This is a genomic window from Algibacter marinivivus, from assembly GCF_003143755.1.
Classification (GTDB): domain Bacteria; phylum Bacteroidota; class Bacteroidia; order Flavobacteriales; family Flavobacteriaceae; genus Algibacter_B; species Algibacter_B marinivivus.
Map to the genome: position 1 here is coordinate 1,851,750 of NZ_QFRI01000001.1, position 20,631 is coordinate 1,872,380.

Here is a 20,631-nt window from a genome sequence, read left to right on the forward strand (position 1 = left end):
AAACAATGAAGACAAAAATTATTTTACTAATAGTGATGCTTTTTCCAACAGTTTTTTTGGCTCAGCAATTTCCAACGGCACCAACTAGAGTTCAAATAAATAATCATATGCAAGGGCAACAACAGATGATGCAGCAGCAAATGCAAATGATGAGAATGTTACAAAATAATATTCAGACAGATGAACAAAAGTTATATAAAGAAGAAAATAAAAAAATAAAACTCAAAAAAAGGATTAACATTTTAAATACAAATTTAGAAAAGTTAAATAATGAGTTATCTCAAGTTAGAAGTTTGAAACAAGAATCTAATAGAGAATCTGAAAAAAAGAAGGAAAAGATAAAAAAATCCATAGATAAAGTTCAAAGTCAAATAAGGAAAAATACTGAAAAGTTAGAATTTTCAAATAAGAAAATTGAAAGTTTAAAAAGTAATATTGAGAGAACAAGGATCAAATTAGATAAGAAAAAGAAAGAAAGAGAAAGAAAGAAACTTGAAAAAGAAAAGCAGAAGAAAGATAAAAATTAGTTGATAAATTGAATCTTCAAACCAAAATAAAATTAGAAAAGCAGTCTAATAATCAAATAGACTTTAACTCCAATATATTTTTGCTTGGTTCTTGCTTTTCAGAAAATATAGGTAAAAAACTAGATTATTTTAAGTTTCAAAACTTTCAAAACCCTTTCGGAATATTATTTCATCCAAAAGCTATTGATGCTTTAATTAAAAATTCAATTGAAAGTAAACAGTATACTGAAAAGGATGTGTTTTTTCATAATGAGCAGTGGCATTGTTTTGATATACATTCAAAATTAAGTTGTTCTTCAAAAGAAGATTTATTAAATAAGTTGAATTCTCAAATTGAGCTTACCAGTACACAAATCAAAGAGTCAACACATATTATTATCACTTTAGGAACTTCTTGGGTATACCGTGATATAAATACAGATAGCATTGTTGCAAATTGCCATAAAATACCTCAAAAACAATTTAAAAAAGAGTTATTGTCTGTTGAAGCTGTTTCAAACTCTTTAAAAAATTCACTTAGTTTAATAAGAAGTATGAACAATAATGCTTCAATAATCTTTACGGTATCTCCTGTGCGTCATTTAAAAGATGGTTTTGTTGAGAATACGCAAAGTAAAGCTCATTTAATTGCTGCTATTCATCAAGTTGTAAAAAATCAATCATTCTATTTTCCGTCTTATGAAATAATGATGGACGAACTTCGTGATTATCGTTTTTATAACGAAGATATGATTCACCCAAATCAATTAGCTATCAATTATATCTGGGATATCTTTAAAACAGTTTGGGTTTCTGATAAGTCTTTTAATATTATGGATGAAGTAGATACTATTCAAAAAGGACTTCAGCATAAACCATTCAATCCTCAATCTCAATCTTATAAAACATTTCTTCAAAATTTAGAAGCAAAGAAAAGAGTACTTCAATCTCAATTTCCTCGCATTAAGTTTTAACAGGAATCTATTTCCGTAATTCAAAAATCTTCCATCGTAAATCAAAATATACGTAATTCTTCGTATTGATTCCACTTCTCTTTTGTTGCAGTTTTGTAAGACTATTAATCATATAAATAATTCAACAATGAGAAATTTAAAACAAATTATGTTATTCGTAATGGTGGGATCATTACTAACATTTACATCATGTTCAAAAGATGATGACAACTCTGGTTCTGGCGGAGCAGTAGGCTCTGGAACTATGACAGCCGATATAGATGGCGCTGGATTCAAGAATTTTAAAGATTTAGGTCAAGCTACGGTTGCAGACTTAGGAGGGCAAGGAAAAACGCTTACGATTCAAAGTAGTAATTCTGATGGGCAATCTATAAATATCGTTATCTGGAATTATACTGGAGAAGGTACTTATAAGATTGATTCTTCAGGATTAAATTCAAATACAGGTATTTATACTGAAACAGATGTAAGTAATCCAACAGATCCAAACAGTACAAATATTTGGAGTGCACCTTATGAAAATAGCGCTGAGGAATCTGTAATTATTACTAAAGAAACCGATAGTAATATTGAAGGGGAATTTTCTTTTAAAGGTAAAAACGCTAAAGATAGTTCGGTTAAAGATGTAGCTAACGGAAAGTTTAATCTTTCTAGAATGGATGTCTAATACTAATATATCGCATTCTATTAATTGTATAGGGTGCGATTATAATTTAAAACAAATTCAACAATGAAAAATTTTAAAATATTTGTTTTTCTATTAGCTGGTACGCTAATGTTAAACGCACAAAAAGCAGAAACACCTGACCAGAATTATGATTTAGGTGCAAAGATAGGAGAGATGACTATTACAGACGGTGGCACCGTTATAGTAACCACAAATGATGGGTTAGCAGCCATAAAACCTGGGCAAGAAGGTTTGCTGTTTAATTTTACTGACTATGGGAAAATAAATCCAGAAACGGAATTAGAGATTGTTTCTGGGGCTCCTTATGTTATTGTAAGTAAAGCAGGTTTTGGAGTAGGATTGGTAAAGAAAAGGTCTATAATAGATTACATGTCTGGAAAAACAATTTTTAATGCAGAAGAAAATGGATGGAAATCTATAAGCAGAACTAAATTGTTATTGTCTCAAAACAGGCTTATGGTAACGGGTCAAAGAAAAGTCGGGATGCTGTTTCCACAGGCTTTGGCCATGTATGATTTGGCTTCGGGTAAAGAATTAAGTCAATATATATTTAAAGGAACTAAGGCTGTAATGGGAACACCATTAGTGCTTTCTGATGGAATTATCATACCAACTACAAAAGGTTTGATGAAAGTAGATATGAATTCTGGAAAAGTTATTTGGGAGAATGAATTGAAAAATATAGGCTGGATGGTTGCTGATAAAACAGAAAAAGATATTTATGCTTTTGCTGAAACTTCTAATAGAAAAAACACAAAGATTTTTAAAATTGGAGCTAATGGTGCTTCTACTTGGGCTGAAGAACGCAAAGTAAAAGGGCAGATATCTAATTTTGAAATTATACCTCAAGGAATTGCTGTTGTTAGTGATGTAGCAGATTCTGGAAAAAAAGGACTAGCAAAATTAGCTGCTGCAAAAGCGGAGTCTAAAATTACGTTATTAAGTGCTGCAAACGGTGTTGACCTTTGGGAAAAAGCTCCAAAAACTCAAGGATATGTTCAGCATTTTTACATCATGGATGATGGTATTCTTTTTGGAATTCAAGAAGGAGGTATTAATAAAGTAGCTTATGATGGTACTACACTATTTAAAAAACCATTAAAAACTGGAGAAAATATTCTTACCATGGCAACAACGCCTCAAGGTTTGATTTATATTACTTCAGAAGATGCCAATATTGTTAATTTGAATACTGGAGATCAAATATGGAAAAAACCACTCAAGTTTAAAAGAGCAAATAGAGTAAGTTCTGATTATGATGCGAAAAATGATAAGTATTTAATCCTTGCTGATGAAAAACTATTCAGTATTGATGCTAACTCTGGAACTTCAGAATTGTTAATGGAAGCAAATTTTGATGGTAAAGAAGATCCAACAGATATAGAAGTTAGAGATAGTGGTATTTTATTGTCATCAGATCAAAACATGATGCTTTTAGATTGGGATGGTAAACTAAAGTGGCATGAATACAAAAGAGCGCCAGGTAAAAGTGCTTTTGGAGCAGTTTTAGCAGGAGCAATGGCTTTAGCGTCTGCAACAGCATCTGCCTCTGCAGCTTATGAGGCAGGTTATGAGCGTAATTACATTGGTCAGTACACTGCCAGAGGGGAACGTTTAAATAATATGGCTCAAGGTATGGCTAATATTTCAAGCGCATCAGTGGCTGAAATGTTAAAACGTTTTACGGCAACATCAGCAACTCAAGATGCACAATTTGTTTTAACAAAACTAGATGATGGTGTTGGTTTAATGAAATTGGATAAAGATACAGGAGATGTTGAGAAAGAAATTTTAATAAAAGACAAAAAGCCGGAATATAAAGTTGATGAATTTGGTGGTGTATTGTATTACAAGCCAAACGATAAAACTATATATGCTTACGACCTTAAAAAATAAATCTTGTTGTTGAGATTTGTTTGATTAGGCGTGGTAATCAGATTATTGCGCTTAATCTTTTTTTATCACACTTAAACGAAAATTTTAATGAGATATCACTTTAAATTGTAGATTTAAAATGCTATTAATCAGTTCATATCAAAAAGCACCAATACTATTAATCAAGAAATTGATTGGTACTTGGTGCTTTTTTTATGGGCTACTTTATCGATTAAATCAAACTAAAATTCTTTGCGGATATGGTGTTTGATTGGTTAGGAGTCGTAATCTTTTTTGTAGTATTCTTAGTGCTTATTTGTACTTTAAAAGTAAGTTTTGATTTTTATCTAATTAAAAAAAAAGGATATATGGATTATGCTTTACTTATAGAGAAGTATAATTTAGAGCGTAATAAAAATCATTTAAACACTCAAAAAGTAAAGCTTTTAAGCGATTTTAATAATTCAATTTTAGAGCGTTTACTATTTATTACTAAAGAATTAATTTCGTTTCAAAATCTTATATTTGGTAAGTAACTAGGCTTTTATGAAAAAAACAGTTCTCTCATTCTTATTTGTTTTAGTAAGTTTCCATTGTATTTCTCAAAATAATTTAAAAATAATTGATAGTTTAAAACTAGTTATTGAATCAAAACCTAACGACTCAATTAAAATTAAAACTTATAGTGATTTGTGCTGGTATTACGGAAGGATTTCAAATGATTCAGCATTTCATTATGGAAATTTAGCACTCAAGTTATCTCAAAAAACCAATAATGTTGTTGGAGAAGCTCAAGCTTATAATGATTTAGGTATAATTCATACTTACTCTTCTAATTTTGATGAGTCAATTAAATTGTACCGTAAGGCGTTAAAAATCAGAAAAACTATTAATGATTCCATGGGGATTGCGAGTATATATAATAAACTATGCTATGCTTATCATAAAAAATTCGAAATGGATTCTTGCCTTACCTATAACCTAAAGGCACTAGATATTTATACAGCTCTTGGTAGTAAAAGACACATTTTTTTAAGTAAAGGGAATGTAGCTGCAGTATATGAATCAATGAATCAGTATGATAATGCTTTAAAGGTGCATTTTGAAACTTTGGAAATGTCTAAAGATATTAGTGATTCTCTCGGTTTGTCTAATATTTATTTAAATATTGGGAATACTTATCTTTCAAAAAAAGACACATTAAAAGGGTTAAGTTATTACGATAAATGTATTAAAATTGGAGAATTAAATGGTTATGATAATACATTAGCAATAGTGTATTCAGATTATGGTATAATTCTCGAAGGTCAAAAAAAGTATAAGGAAGCTTTAAAATTTTATCAAAAGTCTTATCAACTTAGTAAGAAAATTGATGCTGATGTGGAATTATCTGAGGCGTTGTTAAATTTAGGGAACATAAATACAATAACAGGAAATTATAATGATGCAAAAGCAAAACTATATGAAGGTTTAAAGTTATCCAAAAAAACACAAGCTAAAGATAATGAGTTAAAGGCATATGAGCTTTTATTGCATTACTATTCAAAGAGAAAAAACACAGATAGTATTTTGCATTATTATAGCGCACATAAAAAACTAAATAGTAGTATTTATAGTAATCGAGTAACTGAGGAAATTGCAGAAGTACAAGAGCGGTATAATACTGCTGAGCGTGAAAAAGAAATTTTAACACAACGTGCTGATATAGCTGAGAAAGAGCTTAACTTAAACAAGAAGAACACACAACTTATTGGTTTAGGCGTTTTAGCGATTGTTTTATCAGTTTTAGGGTATTTATTATTCAGTCAGCAAAAACTTAAAAATCGTCAGCTCCAAAAAGAAAAGGAACTTAGTGAAGCATTAATTAAAATTGAAACCCAAAATAGATTGCAAGAGCAACGACTGAGAATTTCCAGAGATTTGCATGATAACATTGGAGCACAACTTACATTTATTATTTCTTCCATAGAGAATTTACAGTATGGATTTAAAATTAAAAATGAAAAGCTAACTAATAAGTTGTCCAACATTAGTGGTTTTACAAAAGAGACCATCTATGAATTACGTGATACTATTTGGGCTATGAATAAAAACGCTATTTCTTTAGAAGATTTAGAAACACGTATTTCAAATTTTATTGATAAGGCTGATGTTTCGGCAAGTTCAATACAGTTTGATTTTAAAATAGATAAAGCCATTTCTAAAAATATAAAATTCACTTCAGTTGAAGGCATGAATATTTATAGAATTATTCAAGAAGCAGTAAATAACGCTATTAAATATTCTGAAGCAAAAACCGTATTGGTTAATGTTTTTAAAAAAGACCAAAGTGTTCAGATTGAAATACAAGATGATGGTAAAGGTTTTGATTTGAATATGCAGAAAGACGGCAATGGACTTAATAATATAAAAAAACGTGCTCAAGATATTGATGCACTATTAAGTATTACATCCTCAGAAAATAAAGGAACATCGATTATTCTTCAGCTGTAAGCAATTTTTTTTATCTTCACTATGCTATTATTAAATCAATTATCTTATGTGGAGATTAATTTTACTGTTTTTTCTCTTTTTTTTTAATCTAGTATTTCCTCAAAAAAACTTAAAAATAATTGATAGTTTAAAATTAGTAATTGAATCAAAACCTAACGACTCAATTAAAATTAAAACTTATAGTGATTTGTGTTGGTATTATAGAAACATATCCACTGATTCTGCTTTCAATTATGGTGGTTTAGCACTCAAGCTTTCAATAAAAACAGAAAATAAAATTGGTGAAGCTCAAGCTTATAATGACATAGGTATTTTACATTATGGACTTGCAGAATATCCTAAAGCAATTGATGTTTACCAAAAATCATTAAAAATAAGACAGAGATTAAATGATTCTTTAGGGGTTGCCAGTTTGTATAATAAAATGGGGCTTGTTTATCAGAATACTTTTAAAATGGACTCAGCAATCTTTTATGCAACTAAGGCATTGAAAATTTATGAAGCAAAAAACAATATAAGATATGCTACTGCCTTAAGGAATAATATTGCTAATATTTATAAGGGCCTAAAACAATACCAAAAGGCATTGAATGCGCATTTGGAAATAGCAAAGATAAATGCTGAAATTAAAGATGATGAGGCTTTAGTTAAATCATACAATAATATTGCTAATGCATATTTGTTTTTAAAGGATACTTTGAATAGTATTTCATATTATAAAAAAGGTATGGAATTAGCCGAAAAACGACGTAATAAGAATGAAATGGCTACACTATATAATAATTATGGAAGCCTATTGCAAAGTAAAAATGAAATCCCAGAAGCAATTAAATTCCTTAATAAATCTCTAGACCTAAGAAAAGAGTTAAATGATAAATTTGGTATAGCTAGTACTTCATTACATCTTGCTGGTTTAAATATCGATTTAGGCAAGTTTAACAATGCTAAAAGTAACTTAAAATTGGGTTTAAAACTTTCTGAAGAATCAAACGCTAACGAACTAAAAATGGATGCCTATGATAAATATGCTTACTATTATGTTTACAAGAAAAATTCTGATAGTGCTATTCATTATCGGGAATTATATAAAACTTTAAAGGATAGTATTTTTAGTAATCAAGTTCTTAAGGAAGTTGCAGAAGTACAAGAAAAGTATAATGCTGCTGAAAGAGAAAAAGAAATCTTATCTCAACGCGCAGATATAGCTGAGAAAGAACTTAATTTAAATAAGAAAAATACGCAACTTGTTGGTTTAGGTATTTTAGCAGTTGTAGTCTCTCTTTTAGGATATTTACTATTTAATCAACAGAAATTAAAAAATAGACAGTTAAAAAAAGAAGGAGAACTTAAAGAAGCCTTGGTTAAAATTGAAACTCAAAATAGATTGCAAGAGCAGCGTTTAAGAATATCTAGGGATTTACATGATAATATTGGTGCGCAACTTACTTTTATAATATCCTCTATTGAAAATTTACAATATGGATTCAAGATTAAAAATGAAAAGCTAACAAATAAATTGTCAAGTATAAGCGGTTTTACAAAAGAAACTATTTATGAATTACGTGATACTATTTGGGCTATGAATAAAAATGCCATTTCTTTAGAAGATTTAGAAACACGAATTTCAAATTTTATTGATAAGGCTGATGTTTCATCATCGGGAGTGAATTTTAAATTTAATAGAGTTGAATCTTTATCAAAAAATATGGAGTTTACTTCTGTAAAGGGAATGAACATTTATAGAATTATTCAAGAAGCCATAAATAATTCAATTAAATACGCTGATGCCTCAAAAATTAATGTAGATATTAAAAAACATGATAAAAAAATTGAATTTTGTATTACAGATGATGGAAAAGGGTTTAATGAAAATGAAGTTGTTTTGAGCAATGGAATTAATAATATGAGAAAGCGTGCTAAAGAGATAGATGCTTCTTTAAATATTGAAAGTGAAATAGATAATGGAACACAAGTTAAAATAATCCTACCATTAGAGATTTAGAATATACGATGAATTGCGTATAGGTTTTAAATATAATAATGAATAGATTTCAGTTTTTGAAATACACTAGATGAATGTAAAAATAGCCATAGCAGATGATAATACGTTTTTAATAAAAGCGGTTGAAGAGAAATTATCCTTTTTTGAAGATTTAAAGGTTAAATTTTCAGGGATGAATGGCTCAGAATTGTTAGAAAAACTTGAAGTTAATCATAACATAGATGTTATTTTAATGGATATTGAAATGCCAGTTTTAGACGGCATTGAAACTACTGAAATAGTAAAGCAAAAGTATCCACATATTAAAATAATCATGTTGACTATTTTTGATAATGATGAAAACATTTTCAACGCTATAAAAGCTGGAGCTGATGGTTATTTATTAAAAGAGGTAAATGCAGAAAAATTGCATGATGGTATTATCGAGACGTTAAATGGAGGCGCAGCAATGAATCCATCTATAGCATTAAAAACTTTGAAATTGCTAAGAACCCCTTTGCAAATAGATAATAGTCAAGAACAAGAAGATATTAAATTGACTCCAAGAGAAGTTGATGTTTTAGAGCAGTTAAGTAAAGGGTTAAGTTATAATGCGATAGCAGATAATCTTATTTTATCAGTTGGAACCATTAGAAAACATATTGAGAATATTTACAAAAAACTTCAAGTGCACAACAAGCTAGAGGCTGTGCAAAAAGCCAAAAAGAATAACTTAATTTAAACTAGGTTTAACTTTATGGTAACATGCGTAAAGCATAAAGTCTGTATTTTTGCAATGTTAGTTTAGTTTATTAATTACATTAATTTAGACTCCTTACGTCGGAGGAAATTGATGTTTTTTTTGCTCTAAATTTAAAGTGTTTATAGTTCGAAGTATTATAATTATTTCTAAATTAGTACATGCGAAAAATTCTGTTCGGTGTTATTATCACCTTAATTGTTCTCTTTACTTTCAAATATTGCGGTGATAAACGTGAAGACAAAATAGTGCTTCAAGAAAATTCAGCTTTAATTCAGCAACAAATTAATAATGTTGGAAAACTTATTGTAACAGAAGGCCATTTTAGTGAAGTTTTTAATTATAAGAGTTCCAAAGATATTTTTGGAGATTTACTCTCCGTTGAAAAGAAAGCTTTGGTAGTTGTAAATGCAGAAGTTACTATTGCTTTTGATTTAAGTAAAATTGAATTTGAAATTGATGAAGTAAATAAAACACTTACTATTTTAAGTATTCCAGAAGAGGAAATAAAAATTAATCCAGATTTGGAATATTATGATGTACAAGCAGATTATTTTAATCCATTTGAAGCCAAAGATTATAACGATATTAAAAATACAGTAAAAGCTACTTTGTTAAGAAAAATTGAAGCTTCAGATTTAAAAAAGAATGCAAAAAACAGATTAATTAGTGAGCTTTCTAAGTTTTATATTTTAACTAATTCTCTTGGTTGGACTCTGCAATACAATGAAACTCCAATATTCAATTATGAATCCTTAAAAGGTATTAAGTTATAAGTAATTTTAAATCTGCTATACCGCCTCCATTTATGACTTCAATTTTGTGAGCCTTTAAAAGCTTTGATGCTATAGCAGATCTTGCACCGCTTTTACAATGAACTACTATAGGTTTATTTATAGATTTAATTTCTTTAATATGATTTTTCAATGTATTTAATGGGAAATGAATAGCGTTGGAAATATGATCTTCATTCCATTCACGTTCAGTTCTAACATCAATAATAATGGCGCCTCTATTTAAGAATTCTATAATTTTATGCTTCTTATTTTTAAAAAAGTATTTTAAAAATTTCATTCTATTTTTTCTTTAAAATTAATGATTATTTAAATAATTTATCACACTAACTAAGCTATAATTGCATATTTTTTTGTGTATATTCAACCCGAGTAAATGCTATACTATTTATGGAAAACGCATACGTTACATTAACTATTGAAAACAAGGTAGGTTATATTGAGTTTTTTCATCCTAATAGAAATTCAATGCCTAGTCATGTTTTATCTGAATTAGAAAAAACAATTACTGAAGCTGGTAAAAATGAAGCCATACAAGTTATTGTTTTGAAAAGCGGTGGTGATAGAACATTTTGTGCTGGAGCAAGTTTTAACGAGGTAATTGCTATTGAAAATGAAGCTTCTGGAAAGCAATTTTTTATGGGGTTTGCTAACGTTATTAATGCGATGCGCAAATGCCCAAAATTAATTATTGGCAGAGTGCAAGGGAAAACAGTAGGAGGAGGTGTTGGTTTAGCAGCTGCAACAGATTATTGTTTAGCTACTCAATATGCATCTATAAGATTAAGCGAGTTAAGTATAGGAATTGGCCCTTTTGTTATTGAGCCTGCAGTATCTAGAAAAATAGGAGTTACAGCGATGTCTCAAATGACTATTGATGCGGAAACTTTTTTTACGCCACAATTTGCTAAAGATAAAGGCTTGTATGCTGATGTTTTTGAAACGATGGAAACATTAGATAACGCAGTTAAAACTTTAGCTGAAAAATTAGCTAGTTATAATCCTGAAGCTTTAAAAGAAATGAAAAAAGTTTTTTGGAAAGACACTGAGCATTGGGATACTCTTTTAAAAGAGCGTGCTGAAATTAGTGGAAAACTAGTACTAAGTGAATTTACTAAAAAAACGCTTAAACGGTTTAGGTAATTATTTTACTTTGCTTTTGTTTTTAATAATATATAACCCATCATCAATCAAATGGCCTACTTCGGGTTTATTTTCTTTTATTGCTTGTAAGTGATTCAGTATTTTTTCGCATAATTCAATTTCTTGTCCTAGATAAGCCAATTCATAAAGTTCAACTGGTAATAACCAATCATCTGAATACTCCTCAATTAATTGTTCTAATACTTTAGTACGAGAGATGGTTTTATTAATGCCTTGTCTGTAATCTCTAACTTGTTGGTATAAGGTTTCGAGTACTAATCTTTCTTTTGTTTTTTTTATGTGAATAGTGTTTGAAGATATTTTATGATTTATCAAATCGAAGCTATTTAAATCTGCAGGTCCTGAGAAAGCTGAAATAATTTCTTTACCAACTGCCATATCATAAATACCCCATTCAGGTTTAAATAATATTGTATTATGATGAGTTACAGTACAGTTTTTAAAACTGATTAAAATGATTTTTCCTTGAAGATTACGTTTTCCTGTGATGATTTCTCCTGAAACTTTTATACCACCTTCAAATTCTAGGTTTACAACACGTTCTTCATAAATATTGTAAGCAGCTAAATCTCGTGGACTCATATCTTCAATAGCCAGATTAATTCCTTTTAGTTTTCCGATAGGTGAGCCAAAACCGTCTTGATGCGTATGTGTGCCATGACCTACAAGTTCTTTTTCACGATAAGCTAAAGCTGTTTTATTTTTTGTTTGAATGTAAATAGGTTTCCCTTCATGTTCAATAGCATTAGTAAAAGCGCCTGAAATTTGTATACCAGTACTCAATTCAATAGTGCCTAGAGACTGAGATTCAATTAATTTATAAATTCCAGAGAGTCCTCCTTTACGTAAAGACATGGTATTTGCAAATTCTTCTAGTATTAAGCTTAAATGTGCAAAATCAGGTGTAACATATAGCTGAGGTTGTGGTTTTGTAATATCAAAATTTTTATAGGTTGTATTGATGTCATAGATTAGCTTTTTAACTTCATTAGTCATACACCAAGCACTTTCTCCTATTGATGAAAGTAAGCCAGCACCATAAATTTTTGGATTTTCAACGCTTCCAATTAAGCCATATTCAACGGTCCACCAATGTAAATTTCTAATGAGTGCCATTTCACTAGGTTCTCCCATATTTTTTTGTAACGTTTCTACTTTTGCTTCCGCGGAAGCGATATCGTCTTCTTTAGAATTTGGAGCTTCTTTTATTATGGATAAATGTCTTACGGCTTCATACAATTCATAATCTTTCGCTGAAGAAATAGCTTTACATCCAATTTCCCCAAAACGTCTTAAGTATTCAGCATATTCGGGGTTGGCAATAATGGGAGCGTGTCCAGCACCTTCATGAATAATGTCGGGTGCAGGGGTGTATTCAATATGTTCTAATTGCCTGATATCACTAGCTATAACCAAAACATTGTAAGCTTGAAATTCCATAAACGCATTTGGCGGAATAAAACCATCAACCGCAACAGCTGCCCAACCTATATCTTTTAAAATACGGTTCATGCCATACATATTCGGGATGCTGTCAATTGAAATACCTGTTTGCTTTAATCCTTCTAGGTAAGAACTATGGGCAACTTTACTTAAAAAATCTACATTTTTTCGCATAACGTATCGCCATACCGCTTGGTCAATAGCTGAATAGTCCTCGTAATTTTGAGGTTTTATAAACTGTTTCAAATGCTTTGGTAGCTTTTGAAGTATTTCGTTAGATTCAAATAATTCCGACATCTTTAATTTTTATGTGTAAATCCTTTATAAAAATACGAATTATTCATTAAATACCATATAATTTAGATTTTCTTTCAATATTATCATCTATTGCTTTATTCTGGTTAAGAAAGCCTTAAAGATTTCCATATATTTAGAACACCTAATTTTTTAAATAAACTTCATGTATACTAGACGAATATTTCCTGTTAGAGGCGTTTTAAAATGGACGCGCAGACACATTTTCTTATTCTTATTAATTGCGCTAATTCCTGTTGTATTATTTGATGTTGTTGGGTTGAAATGGTTGCATGTACCTTGGTTGCCTTTAGGTGTTTTGGGTACTGCTGTAGCATTTATTGTGAGTTTTAAAAACAATGCATCTTATGATAGATTGTGGGAAGCACGAAAAATTTGGGGTGGTATTGTTAATGCTTCTCGATCTTGGACGATTATGGTTAAAGATTTTATAGATAATACGCATGCGAAAGAAAAGAGAACAGATTTAGAATTGCAATCTATTAAACGAGAACTAGTTCACAGGCATGTAGCTTGGTTAACTGCGTTGCGTTATCAATTGAGAGAAGATAAGCCTTGGGAAATGCATTTGAAAGCAACAAAGTCTAATAGAGAGTTTAGAGAAAATTATTTTAGGGTTTGTGAAGATGAAATAATGCTTGAAGATGAAATAAAAAGGTATTTATCTGATGCTGATTTTAAAGAAATATTTGCAAAAGGAAATAAATCGTCTCAAATATTAGGTGTTCAATCCAGACGATTAAAAGAATTAATGAAAGAAGGTTTAATTGAAGATTTTAGGCATATGGAAATGGCAAACATGCTTGTTGAATTTTATACCTTACAGGGTAAAAGTGAGCGTATAAAAAACTTCCCATATCCTAGACAGTTTGCTACTCTAAATTATCTTTTCGTGTGGATTTTTATTATTCTGTTGCCATTTGGTATTATGGAAGGCTTTGAATCTATTGGAGATCATATTTTAGAAGATTTAGCCAATCATGAATCGCATACATCGCTTGGACATTTGATACAAGAGTTTATTGCGAAACATTTTGTGTGGTTTTCAATTCCTTTTAGTGCATTAATTGCATGGGTATTTCATACTATGGAGGCTATAGGCGAAAATACCGAAAACCCATTTGAAGGAGGACCTAATGATATTCCTATTACAGATATGAGTAGAGGTATTGAAATTGATATTAGACAACTTATTGATGATACTGATATTCCTCAGCCTTATGAATGGAAAAATGATATTGTGATGTAATAAAAAAGGCAACTCAATGAGTTGCCTTTTTTATTTTTTATTGTTGAGCTCCTGGAGGATATTTCTCCATAATTTTAGTAACAAATTCATTGATACGTGCTTCCTTCTTTTCCATATTTCTAGTTAAGTAACCAGTCCCCATACCTTGCCATACTAATTCTTTTTTTGCATGGTCAATCAAGTCTATATATAAATGTCCTTGAGTACTTGTTGAAACGCTAGGTTGGTTCCAACCCCAGCCCCAACCTGGACCAAAGCCTCCCCATCCACCCCAACCCCAGGCACCATTGCCCCAAGAGTTGTTGTAAACATCAACACGCTGTTGTGATTTTGTAAACAGACTTACTAATAAATCTGGGTTTTCAGATTTTGTAAACCCTTTTGCTAAAAGTTCTGCTTCAATTGCACGAAGTATTCTACGTTTATCTAAATCGCTAATTTCTGCTTTATCAATACCCGTTTTGAAGAATGCAAAAGTTTTGTATTCACTAAATTTTGCTTCTTTATCGTAATCTGCAGCTACTCTTACAGAACTGCATGAGGATACTATTATCACTAATACTAGAAACGGTAAGATTTTAATAATGTTTTTCATAATACAATTTTTTAGGGTTGCAATAGCTGTAAAATAATATTCTATGCAGCTGTTTTTTTAATAACTTAATCTTTTTAAATAGTATCAATAATCATACCAAGATATCTGTTAAAAAGGCATCTAAATTACTTTTTTATAGAGTTTGTTGCTTTGTTATATCCGTATGGACAATGCCTACAACCACTCTCACAACAATAACCGCGTTTTAAATGGTATTGCTCTGTAAAACATCGATAACCTTCAGGTGTTAGGTAGTAATCGCCTTCTTCAATGGGGATAATCTTTTTCATTATTAGCAAAGATAATGTAAATTGGATTGATTTTTGAACCTGTATAATCATGATTTTTATTTCAAAATATTTAGTACCAAAAGGCTATACGGGAATAACCATATTTCCGTTTGTATTTTTAAAAACAAAAACATTAAAGTTAAATAGTGTTTTAATTAATCATGAAAGTATTCATTTAAGGCAACAGTTAGAATTATTAGTTGTCCCTTTTTATTTATTATACAGCATAGAGTTTTTAGTGCGATTGGTTCAATATAAGAATTGGCAAAAAGCTTATAGAAATATTTCATTTGAACGAGAGGCTTATTTAAATGAATCTAATTTAGAATATCTAAATAATCGAAAGTTCTGGAGTTTTTTAAATTATCTTCGCAGCCATGATATTTAAGCTTGAAGATAGCGTCAATCAGCACATACAATTACTTAATCAGCCCGTTGAGCTGTTCATAAAACGCGAGGATAAAATCCATCCATTCGTATCTGGAAACAAATACAGAAAGTTAAAATATAATCTTCTAGATGCAAAAAAAAAGGGATTTGAAACATTGCTTACTTTTGGTGGCGCATATTCAAATCATATTGCTGCGGTGGCTTCTGCAGGTAGTCTATTAGGTTTTAAAACTGTTGGAGTTATTAGGGGAGACGAGTTGAAAGAAAAAATAGCATCGAATAGTACCTTGAGTTTTGCAAAAGAAAAAGGTATGCAATTTAAGTTTGTATCCCGTGAAGCTTATAGGAATAAAGTATCTGAAACTTTTTTGAATAGTTTAAAAGATGAATTTGGTGAGTTTTATACAATTCCCGAAGGCGGAACAAATCCATTAGCTGTTAAAGGTTGCGAAGATATTTTATCAGAAGATGATAAAACATTTGATTATATCTGTTGTGCAGTAGGCACTGGAGGCACTATTTCAGGACTTATAAATTGTTCAAAACCTAGTCAACAAGTTTTAGGTTTTCCTGCTTTAAAGGGCAACTTTTTAAAAGAAGATATTAGTAAATTTGCAAAACAATCCAATTGGAAACTCATTACCGAGTATCATTTTGGAGGCTATGCCAAAATAAATGAAGATTTGGTGACGTTTATCAATCAGTTTAAGCTTAATTATAATGTCCCTTTAGATCCTGTTTATACAGGAAAAATGCTGTTTGGAATTATGGATTTAATTGAGAAAAAATATTTCCCAAAAGGGTCTAAGGTTCTTGTTATTCACACAGGTGGTTTACAAGGAATAACAGGCATGAATGAAGTTTTAAGGAAGAAAAATTTATCAATAATTATTTAGATTAATGAATAGAATCATTATCATTTTATGTGTTGGATTATTAGTGTTTAGTTGTAAATCTAAAAAAGGCATTGTAACTAGAAAAACTAATGATGCATCAAAGCAAGTAGAGACAAAACAAGTAGATAAACATGTTGCTACCAAAACTTATGCAAATAATACTGAGCGTTATATTGATTTGCATAAAGCCACAGCACAACAAGAAATGAATTTATACGGTATTCCAGCAAGCATCACTTTAGCACAAGGTATTTTAGAATCTGGATCAGGAAATGGTAGATTGTCTGTTGAAGCTAATAACCATTTTGGTATTAAATGTCATGGATGGACAGGGAAAAAGATTTATCATGATGATGATGCAAAACAAGAATGTTTCAGGAAGTATAAGGATGCAAAATATTCATTTAGAGACCACTCGTTGTTTTTAACTGAAAGAAAGCGTTACTCAAAACTGTTCAAACTCAAAAAAGAAGATTATAGAGGTTGGGCTAAAGGGTTGAAAGCAGCTGGATATGCAACAGATAGAAAATATCCACAGAAGCTGATTAGCTTAATTGAGCGTTATAAATTGTATAAGTTTGACAAAGAGGTATTGGGTGATAGTTATGTTAAATATGAAAGCACCATAGTTAATGAGGCTGTAACTTACACAGTTGTAAAAGGAGATACCTTGTATTCTATTTCAAAACGGTATAATATTTCAGTAGAGAAACTTCAAAATATAAATGGTTTGCCTGATGCGGCTTTAAGTGTTGGGCAGGTATTAGTAGTAAAACCATCATCAAAAAATTAATAAAAATTCATGATTTATAAGAGAAGCAGTGCGTTGTTCGCTGAAGCAGAAAAAGTAATTCCTGGGGGAGTAAATTCACCGGTAAGAGCATTTAAAGGAGTTGGCGGAACTCCAGTTTTTGTTGAAGAAGCCAAAGGGGCTTATTTGTATGATGCTGATGGTAATCGTTTAATTGATTATATCAATTCTTGGGGGCCTATGATTTTGGGTCATGCACACGAGCCTGTTGTTAATGCGGTTGTAGAAAAAGCTAAAAAAGGAACCTCTTTTGGGATGCCAACAGAAATTGAAACGCAAATAGCAGAATTAGCAGTTTCTATGGTTCCAAATATTGATAAAATTCGTTTTGTAAATTCTGGAACAGAAGCTTGTATGAGTGCGGTGCGTTTAGCAAGAGGTTTTACTGGAAAGGATAAAATTATCAAGTTTGCGGGTTGTTATCACGGACATTCAGATTCGTTTTTAATTCAGGCGGGAAGCGGTGCGAGTACGTTTGGAACTCCAAATAGTCCTGGGGTTACAAAAGGCACTGCAAAGGATACGTTGTTGGCGAGATATAATGATATTGAAAACGTTACCGAATTAATTGAGGCTAATAAAAACGAAATTGCTTGTATCATTATCGAGCCTGTTGCTGGAAATATGGGTTGTATTCCTCCAAAAGAAGGGTTCTTGAAAAGCTTAAGAGATTTATGTGATGTCAATGATATATTATTAGTGTTTGATGAGGTGATGACAGGTTTCCGTTTGGCAAAAGGTGGCGCACAAGAATTGTATGGTATTAATGCCGATATTGTTTGTTTTGGAAAAGTAATTGGTGGCGGATTACCAGTTGGTGCATTTGCAGCAAGAAATGAAATTATGAATCATTTAGCGCCTTTGGGGCCTGTGTATCAAGCAGGGACTTTAAGTGGGAATCCATTGGCTATGTCTGCTGGTTTAGCGATGCTTACTGAGTTAAATAATGATACTGAAGCATTTAATAGACTAGAAGAAAAAACAGCCTATTTGCATGAAGGTATTGCGAAAGTTTTAAATGATAATAACATTGTGCATACTATAAATAGAGTAGGTTCTATGATTTCTGTGCATTTTGATGAAGGTGCTGTTACTGATTTTGATACTGCAGCAAAAGGAAATAATGACAGGTTTAAAAAATTCTTTCATGGGATGCTTAATGCTGGCGTTTATATTGCCCCAAGTGCTTTTGAAACTTGGTTTATAACCGATGCTTTAAGTTATGAGGATTTAGATTTTACTATTGAAGCTGTTGAAGCTGTTGCGAAAACATTATAAAAAAAACGCCTCCTAAAATCACAGGAGGCGTTTTAACATCAACTAAACTATAATCAAATTAACTAACTAAATCTTTATTGTTTTTGTTTGTTTTTTCTTTTTTGTAAACCTTTGTTTTTGCCTTTCATAGCCATTTTACTTTGAGCTTTTTCCCATTTGGCATATTGTTCGTCGTTTAAAATGTCTTTCATTTTAGCTTTCATGGCAATTTTATGGTCTAATTTTGCATTTGCCATTTTAAGACGTTCTTCTTTTGATGGTTTTTGAGCATTTTCGCTTTCTTTTCTAGCTTTACGGGCTTCCATCATGGCTTTTCTTTTTGTAGCGTTTTCTAAATTGATTGCATGAATCTTGGTTTGTTGTGATTCATTTAAATCATAATGTAAAGTCATTTTCTTGGTTTGCAGTGTTGCAATTTCTTCTGCTGAAAGATTCATCATTTTTTGAGCTCTTTCTCCTTTTTTATGATTTTCTCTTTTTTGTTCTTGTGCAGTAACTTGTAATGCTAACAATGCTACGGCAATTACTATTAGTTTTTTCATTGTATGGATTTTTAAATGTATTTGTCTTTTGGACTTAGAAATTTTAAAAGGGTTTAATTGGGGTGCTTTTTTTAACTTGATATTAACATATTTGTTGGGGTGAAGAGATAAGAGAGAAGAGAGAAGATGGGACAAATGTTTGTTTACGAATATGCTATAATTACTTTTAATTGATACTGTCAATTGCCGATTAACCCGAGTTAGGGATTGCAGAGGAAAGCCCACAGCCAGACGTAGGAGGTGCGAGGACTTGTAAAGAAACATTTATGTTCATGAATTCAAAAATTTAAAATAGAAATGCATGAATAAAAGCCTTACCCTTGTGGTAACGGCCAAATAATTTATTTTTTTATGGGGATTTTTAGGTTGATGCCTGTTTGAAAATCGGGGGCGTTGTTTACTAGGAAATCTTGTTTTGCAAAAATGGATAATAGGAATTTTGGTGTGCCGTAGGTGTAGATGAAATTCCAGGTAACTTGCGGTTCGTAAAGTGTGAATACCCCGTTTTGCCAACCGGCATTTATTTCTCGCCATTTACCTAGGAGTTTAAAATAGTCGGCTTCTTCTTTTTTGTTGTAGCGAGATTGTGCTTGATAATTGATTCCGAAAGCGTTGAAGTTGCCTTTTATTGTGTATTTGGTTATTTCTACTTCTCCTTCTAGAGTGCCTAGGTAGGGGTTGGTGCCTAAATCGATAACCTCTTTGAAATTGATGAGATTTTTACGTAATAAGTTGGCGCCAAATGCAAAATTTAACTCGTAATTGTTTTTTAATGGGAGTTTTTTTATGGCATTTGCTGAAATTCCGCCGTCTATAGAAGCATTGAATCTAGAGGTGTTCCACGCTAAGTGTGTGCCGAAATTCAAGTAAATGTTTTTTGTTTTGTTGATGGTGAGTTTTGGGTAATAGTAATGACTTACCTCGAATCCGCCAATAAAAAAGGCGTTATTGTTTAGGTTTAATGTGTTTCCGTTTCTGTCTTGATAGGTGAAATTCACTTGATTTAAACCGTAGTAACGCCTCCCAAAAGGGTCTTCGCCTCCTGCTATGTTGGAGTGGATCCACTCGATGCCTTCATCACTTGTGAATAGTGAAAATGGATATTTTCCTTTGGTTATTAAATACGAGCGCATGGTTATGGCTAGTTCATGCTGATTGTTAATTGGGATGCTTGTGTTAACTCTAAACTCTTTTATTACAGCATCTATAACAATATTCATGTAATCTGCAGGTGTGGTTTCTTGATCGATAAAATTAAATTGACGAGTAAACCATTCGGCATTACTAAGTGTTTCTCTTACCTGAGGGTCTTTAGGGAAGTACGCTTCTACAAAAGGGTGGAAGTTATTTCCGCTGGTGTAATTGAATGATAGGGTTGGTTTTTTTGATGGTCTATATTTAAAGTTTGTGTTGATTCTAGAACTAAATATACCAAAGTGATGTGTAGATAAAAGACTTGGGTTTTCTATTCCGTTTTTTATTGATAGACTATCTTTTTCTTGAGCGTTTATAGTTAAACAGCTTGAACAAAGAATAACGAGAAGTATTTTTCTAAGCATTGCGCTAAAATAAGTAAAGTTTAAATAA

At 31.1% G+C, this 20,631-nt stretch carries 21 protein-coding genes; 15 read left to right on the plus strand and 6 right to left on the minus strand.

Translation table 11 applies throughout. From position 1 onward, the window contains the following. The first annotated feature begins 5 nt into the window (after positions 1-5). The 9 genes from DIS18_RS08190 to DIS18_RS08230 all read left to right on the plus strand — a co-directional run bounded on the left by DIS18_RS08190 (position 6) and on the right by DIS18_RS08230 (position 10,053). Positions 6-527, plus strand: coding sequence for a hypothetical protein (locus DIS18_RS08190; RefSeq protein ID WP_109352494.1), 522 nt, complete (start codon positions 6-8; stop codon positions 525-527). Between the two features lie 8 nt (positions 528-535). Continuing rightward, positions 536-1,480, plus strand: coding sequence for a GSCFA domain-containing protein (locus DIS18_RS08195; protein ID WP_109352495.1), 945 nt, complete (start codon positions 536-538; stop codon positions 1,478-1,480). 127 nt (positions 1,481-1,607) lie between these two features. Then, a complete protein-coding gene (locus DIS18_RS08200; RefSeq protein WP_109352496.1) occupies positions 1,608-2,147 on the plus strand; it encodes a DUF6252 domain-containing protein in 540 nt (179 codons plus the stop codon). 63 nt (positions 2,148-2,210) lie between these two features. Then, positions 2,211-4,064 carry an outer membrane protein assembly factor BamB family protein gene (locus tag DIS18_RS08205; RefSeq protein ID WP_109352497.1) on the plus strand — a complete coding sequence of 618 codons (1,854 nt, stop codon included), beginning with the start codon at positions 2,211-2,213 and terminating at the stop codon, positions 4,062-4,064. A 239-nt stretch (positions 4,065-4,303) separates the two neighbouring features. Beyond that, positions 4,304-4,579, plus strand: a complete 276-nt coding sequence (locus tag DIS18_RS08210) for a hypothetical protein (RefSeq protein WP_109352498.1) — start codon at positions 4,304-4,306, stop codon at positions 4,577-4,579. A gap of 10 nt (positions 4,580-4,589) precedes the next feature. Then, a complete protein-coding gene (locus DIS18_RS08215; RefSeq protein WP_109352499.1) occupies positions 4,590-6,536 on the plus strand; it encodes an ATP-binding protein in 1,947 nt (648 codons plus the stop codon). A gap of 46 nt (positions 6,537-6,582) precedes the next feature. After that, positions 6,583-8,538 (plus strand): tetratricopeptide repeat-containing sensor histidine kinase, encoded by a 1,956-nt coding sequence (locus DIS18_RS08220; protein WP_109352500.1) that lies wholly within the window; start codon positions 6,583-6,585, stop codon positions 8,536-8,538. Between the two features lie 70 nt (positions 8,539-8,608). Further along, positions 8,609-9,259, plus strand: coding sequence for a response regulator (locus tag DIS18_RS08225; RefSeq protein ID WP_109352501.1), 651 nt, complete (start codon positions 8,609-8,611; stop codon positions 9,257-9,259). Between the two features lie 179 nt (positions 9,260-9,438). Continuing rightward, complete coding sequence (locus DIS18_RS08230; RefSeq protein ID WP_109352502.1) at positions 9,439-10,053, plus strand: DUF4230 domain-containing protein; 615 nt, start codon at positions 9,439-9,441, stop codon at positions 10,051-10,053. Here DIS18_RS08230 and DIS18_RS08235 read toward each other — a convergent pair. Beyond that, positions 10,043-10,351: a rhodanese-like domain-containing protein gene (locus tag DIS18_RS08235; RefSeq protein WP_109352503.1), complete on the minus strand. Its 309-nt coding sequence runs from the start codon at positions 10,349-10,351 to the stop codon at positions 10,043-10,045. The genes DIS18_RS08230 and DIS18_RS08235 overlap by 11 nt on opposite strands. Before the next feature lie 110 nt (positions 10,352-10,461). On the opposite strand from DIS18_RS08235, the gene DIS18_RS08240 reads away from it, so the two are divergent. Further along, entirely contained in the window at positions 10,462-11,214 is a 753-nt protein-coding gene (locus DIS18_RS08240) for an enoyl-CoA hydratase/isomerase family protein (RefSeq protein ID WP_109352504.1), read from the plus strand. Here DIS18_RS08240 and DIS18_RS08245 read toward each other — a convergent pair whose 3' ends face one another. Beyond that, positions 11,215-12,975: an aromatic amino acid hydroxylase gene (locus tag DIS18_RS08245; protein ID WP_109352505.1), complete on the minus strand. Its 1,761-nt coding sequence runs from the start codon at positions 12,973-12,975 to the stop codon at positions 11,215-11,217. Positions 12,976-13,138: 163 nt separating this feature from the next. On the opposite strand from DIS18_RS08245, the gene DIS18_RS08250 reads away from it, so the two are divergent. After that, positions 13,139-14,242 carry a bestrophin family protein gene (locus tag DIS18_RS08250; RefSeq protein WP_109352506.1) on the plus strand — a complete coding sequence of 368 codons (1,104 nt, stop codon included), beginning with the start codon at positions 13,139-13,141 and terminating at the stop codon, positions 14,240-14,242. A gap of 37 nt (positions 14,243-14,279) precedes the next feature. Here the strand turns inward: DIS18_RS08250 and DIS18_RS08255 are convergent, their stop codons facing one another. Both DIS18_RS08255 and DIS18_RS14945 read right to left on the minus strand, forming a co-directional pair. Beyond that, entirely contained in the window at positions 14,280-14,837 is a 558-nt protein-coding gene (locus DIS18_RS08255; RefSeq protein WP_109352507.1) for a DUF4136 domain-containing protein, read from the minus strand. A 125-nt stretch (positions 14,838-14,962) separates the two neighbouring features. Further along, a complete protein-coding gene (locus DIS18_RS14945) occupies positions 14,963-15,127 on the minus strand; it encodes a C1orf53 family protein (RefSeq protein ID WP_181364007.1) in 165 nt (54 codons plus the stop codon). A gap of 49 nt (positions 15,128-15,176) precedes the next feature. Between DIS18_RS14945 and DIS18_RS08265 the strand changes: the two genes are divergently transcribed. Genes DIS18_RS08265 through hemL form a run of 4 tightly spaced genes read left to right on the plus strand, consistent with a single transcriptional unit; the run spans position 15,177 to position 18,502 of the window. After that, a complete protein-coding gene (locus DIS18_RS08265; protein WP_109352509.1) occupies positions 15,177-15,515 on the plus strand; it encodes a hypothetical protein in 339 nt (112 codons plus the stop codon). Beyond that, positions 15,505-16,413 (plus strand): 1-aminocyclopropane-1-carboxylate deaminase/D-cysteine desulfhydrase, encoded by a 909-nt coding sequence (locus DIS18_RS08270; protein ID WP_109352510.1) that lies wholly within the window; start codon positions 15,505-15,507, stop codon positions 16,411-16,413. The genes DIS18_RS08265 and DIS18_RS08270 overlap by 11 nt, the downstream gene beginning before the upstream one ends. Before the next feature lie 4 nt (positions 16,414-16,417). Beyond that, the gene (locus DIS18_RS08275; protein ID WP_109352511.1) at positions 16,418-17,206 is read left to right on the plus strand and encodes a glucosaminidase domain-containing protein; all 789 of its coding nucleotides are present in this window, start codon (positions 16,418-16,420) and stop codon (positions 17,204-17,206) included. Between the two features lie 9 nt (positions 17,207-17,215). Beyond that, positions 17,216-18,502, plus strand: coding sequence for a glutamate-1-semialdehyde 2,1-aminomutase (gene hemL / locus DIS18_RS08280; protein WP_109352512.1), 1,287 nt, complete (start codon positions 17,216-17,218; stop codon positions 18,500-18,502). 74 nt (positions 18,503-18,576) lie between these two features. Here the strand turns inward: hemL and DIS18_RS08285 are convergent, their stop codons facing one another. Both DIS18_RS08285 and DIS18_RS08290 read right to left on the minus strand, forming a co-directional pair. Next, positions 18,577-19,044: a hypothetical protein gene (locus tag DIS18_RS08285; RefSeq protein WP_109352513.1), complete on the minus strand. Its 468-nt coding sequence runs from the start codon at positions 19,042-19,044 to the stop codon at positions 18,577-18,579. 341 nt (positions 19,045-19,385) lie between these two features. Further along, positions 19,386-20,603, minus strand: coding sequence for a hypothetical protein (locus DIS18_RS08290; RefSeq protein ID WP_109352514.1), 1,218 nt, complete (start codon positions 20,601-20,603; stop codon positions 19,386-19,388). Positions 20,604-20,631 lie beyond the last annotated feature (28 nt).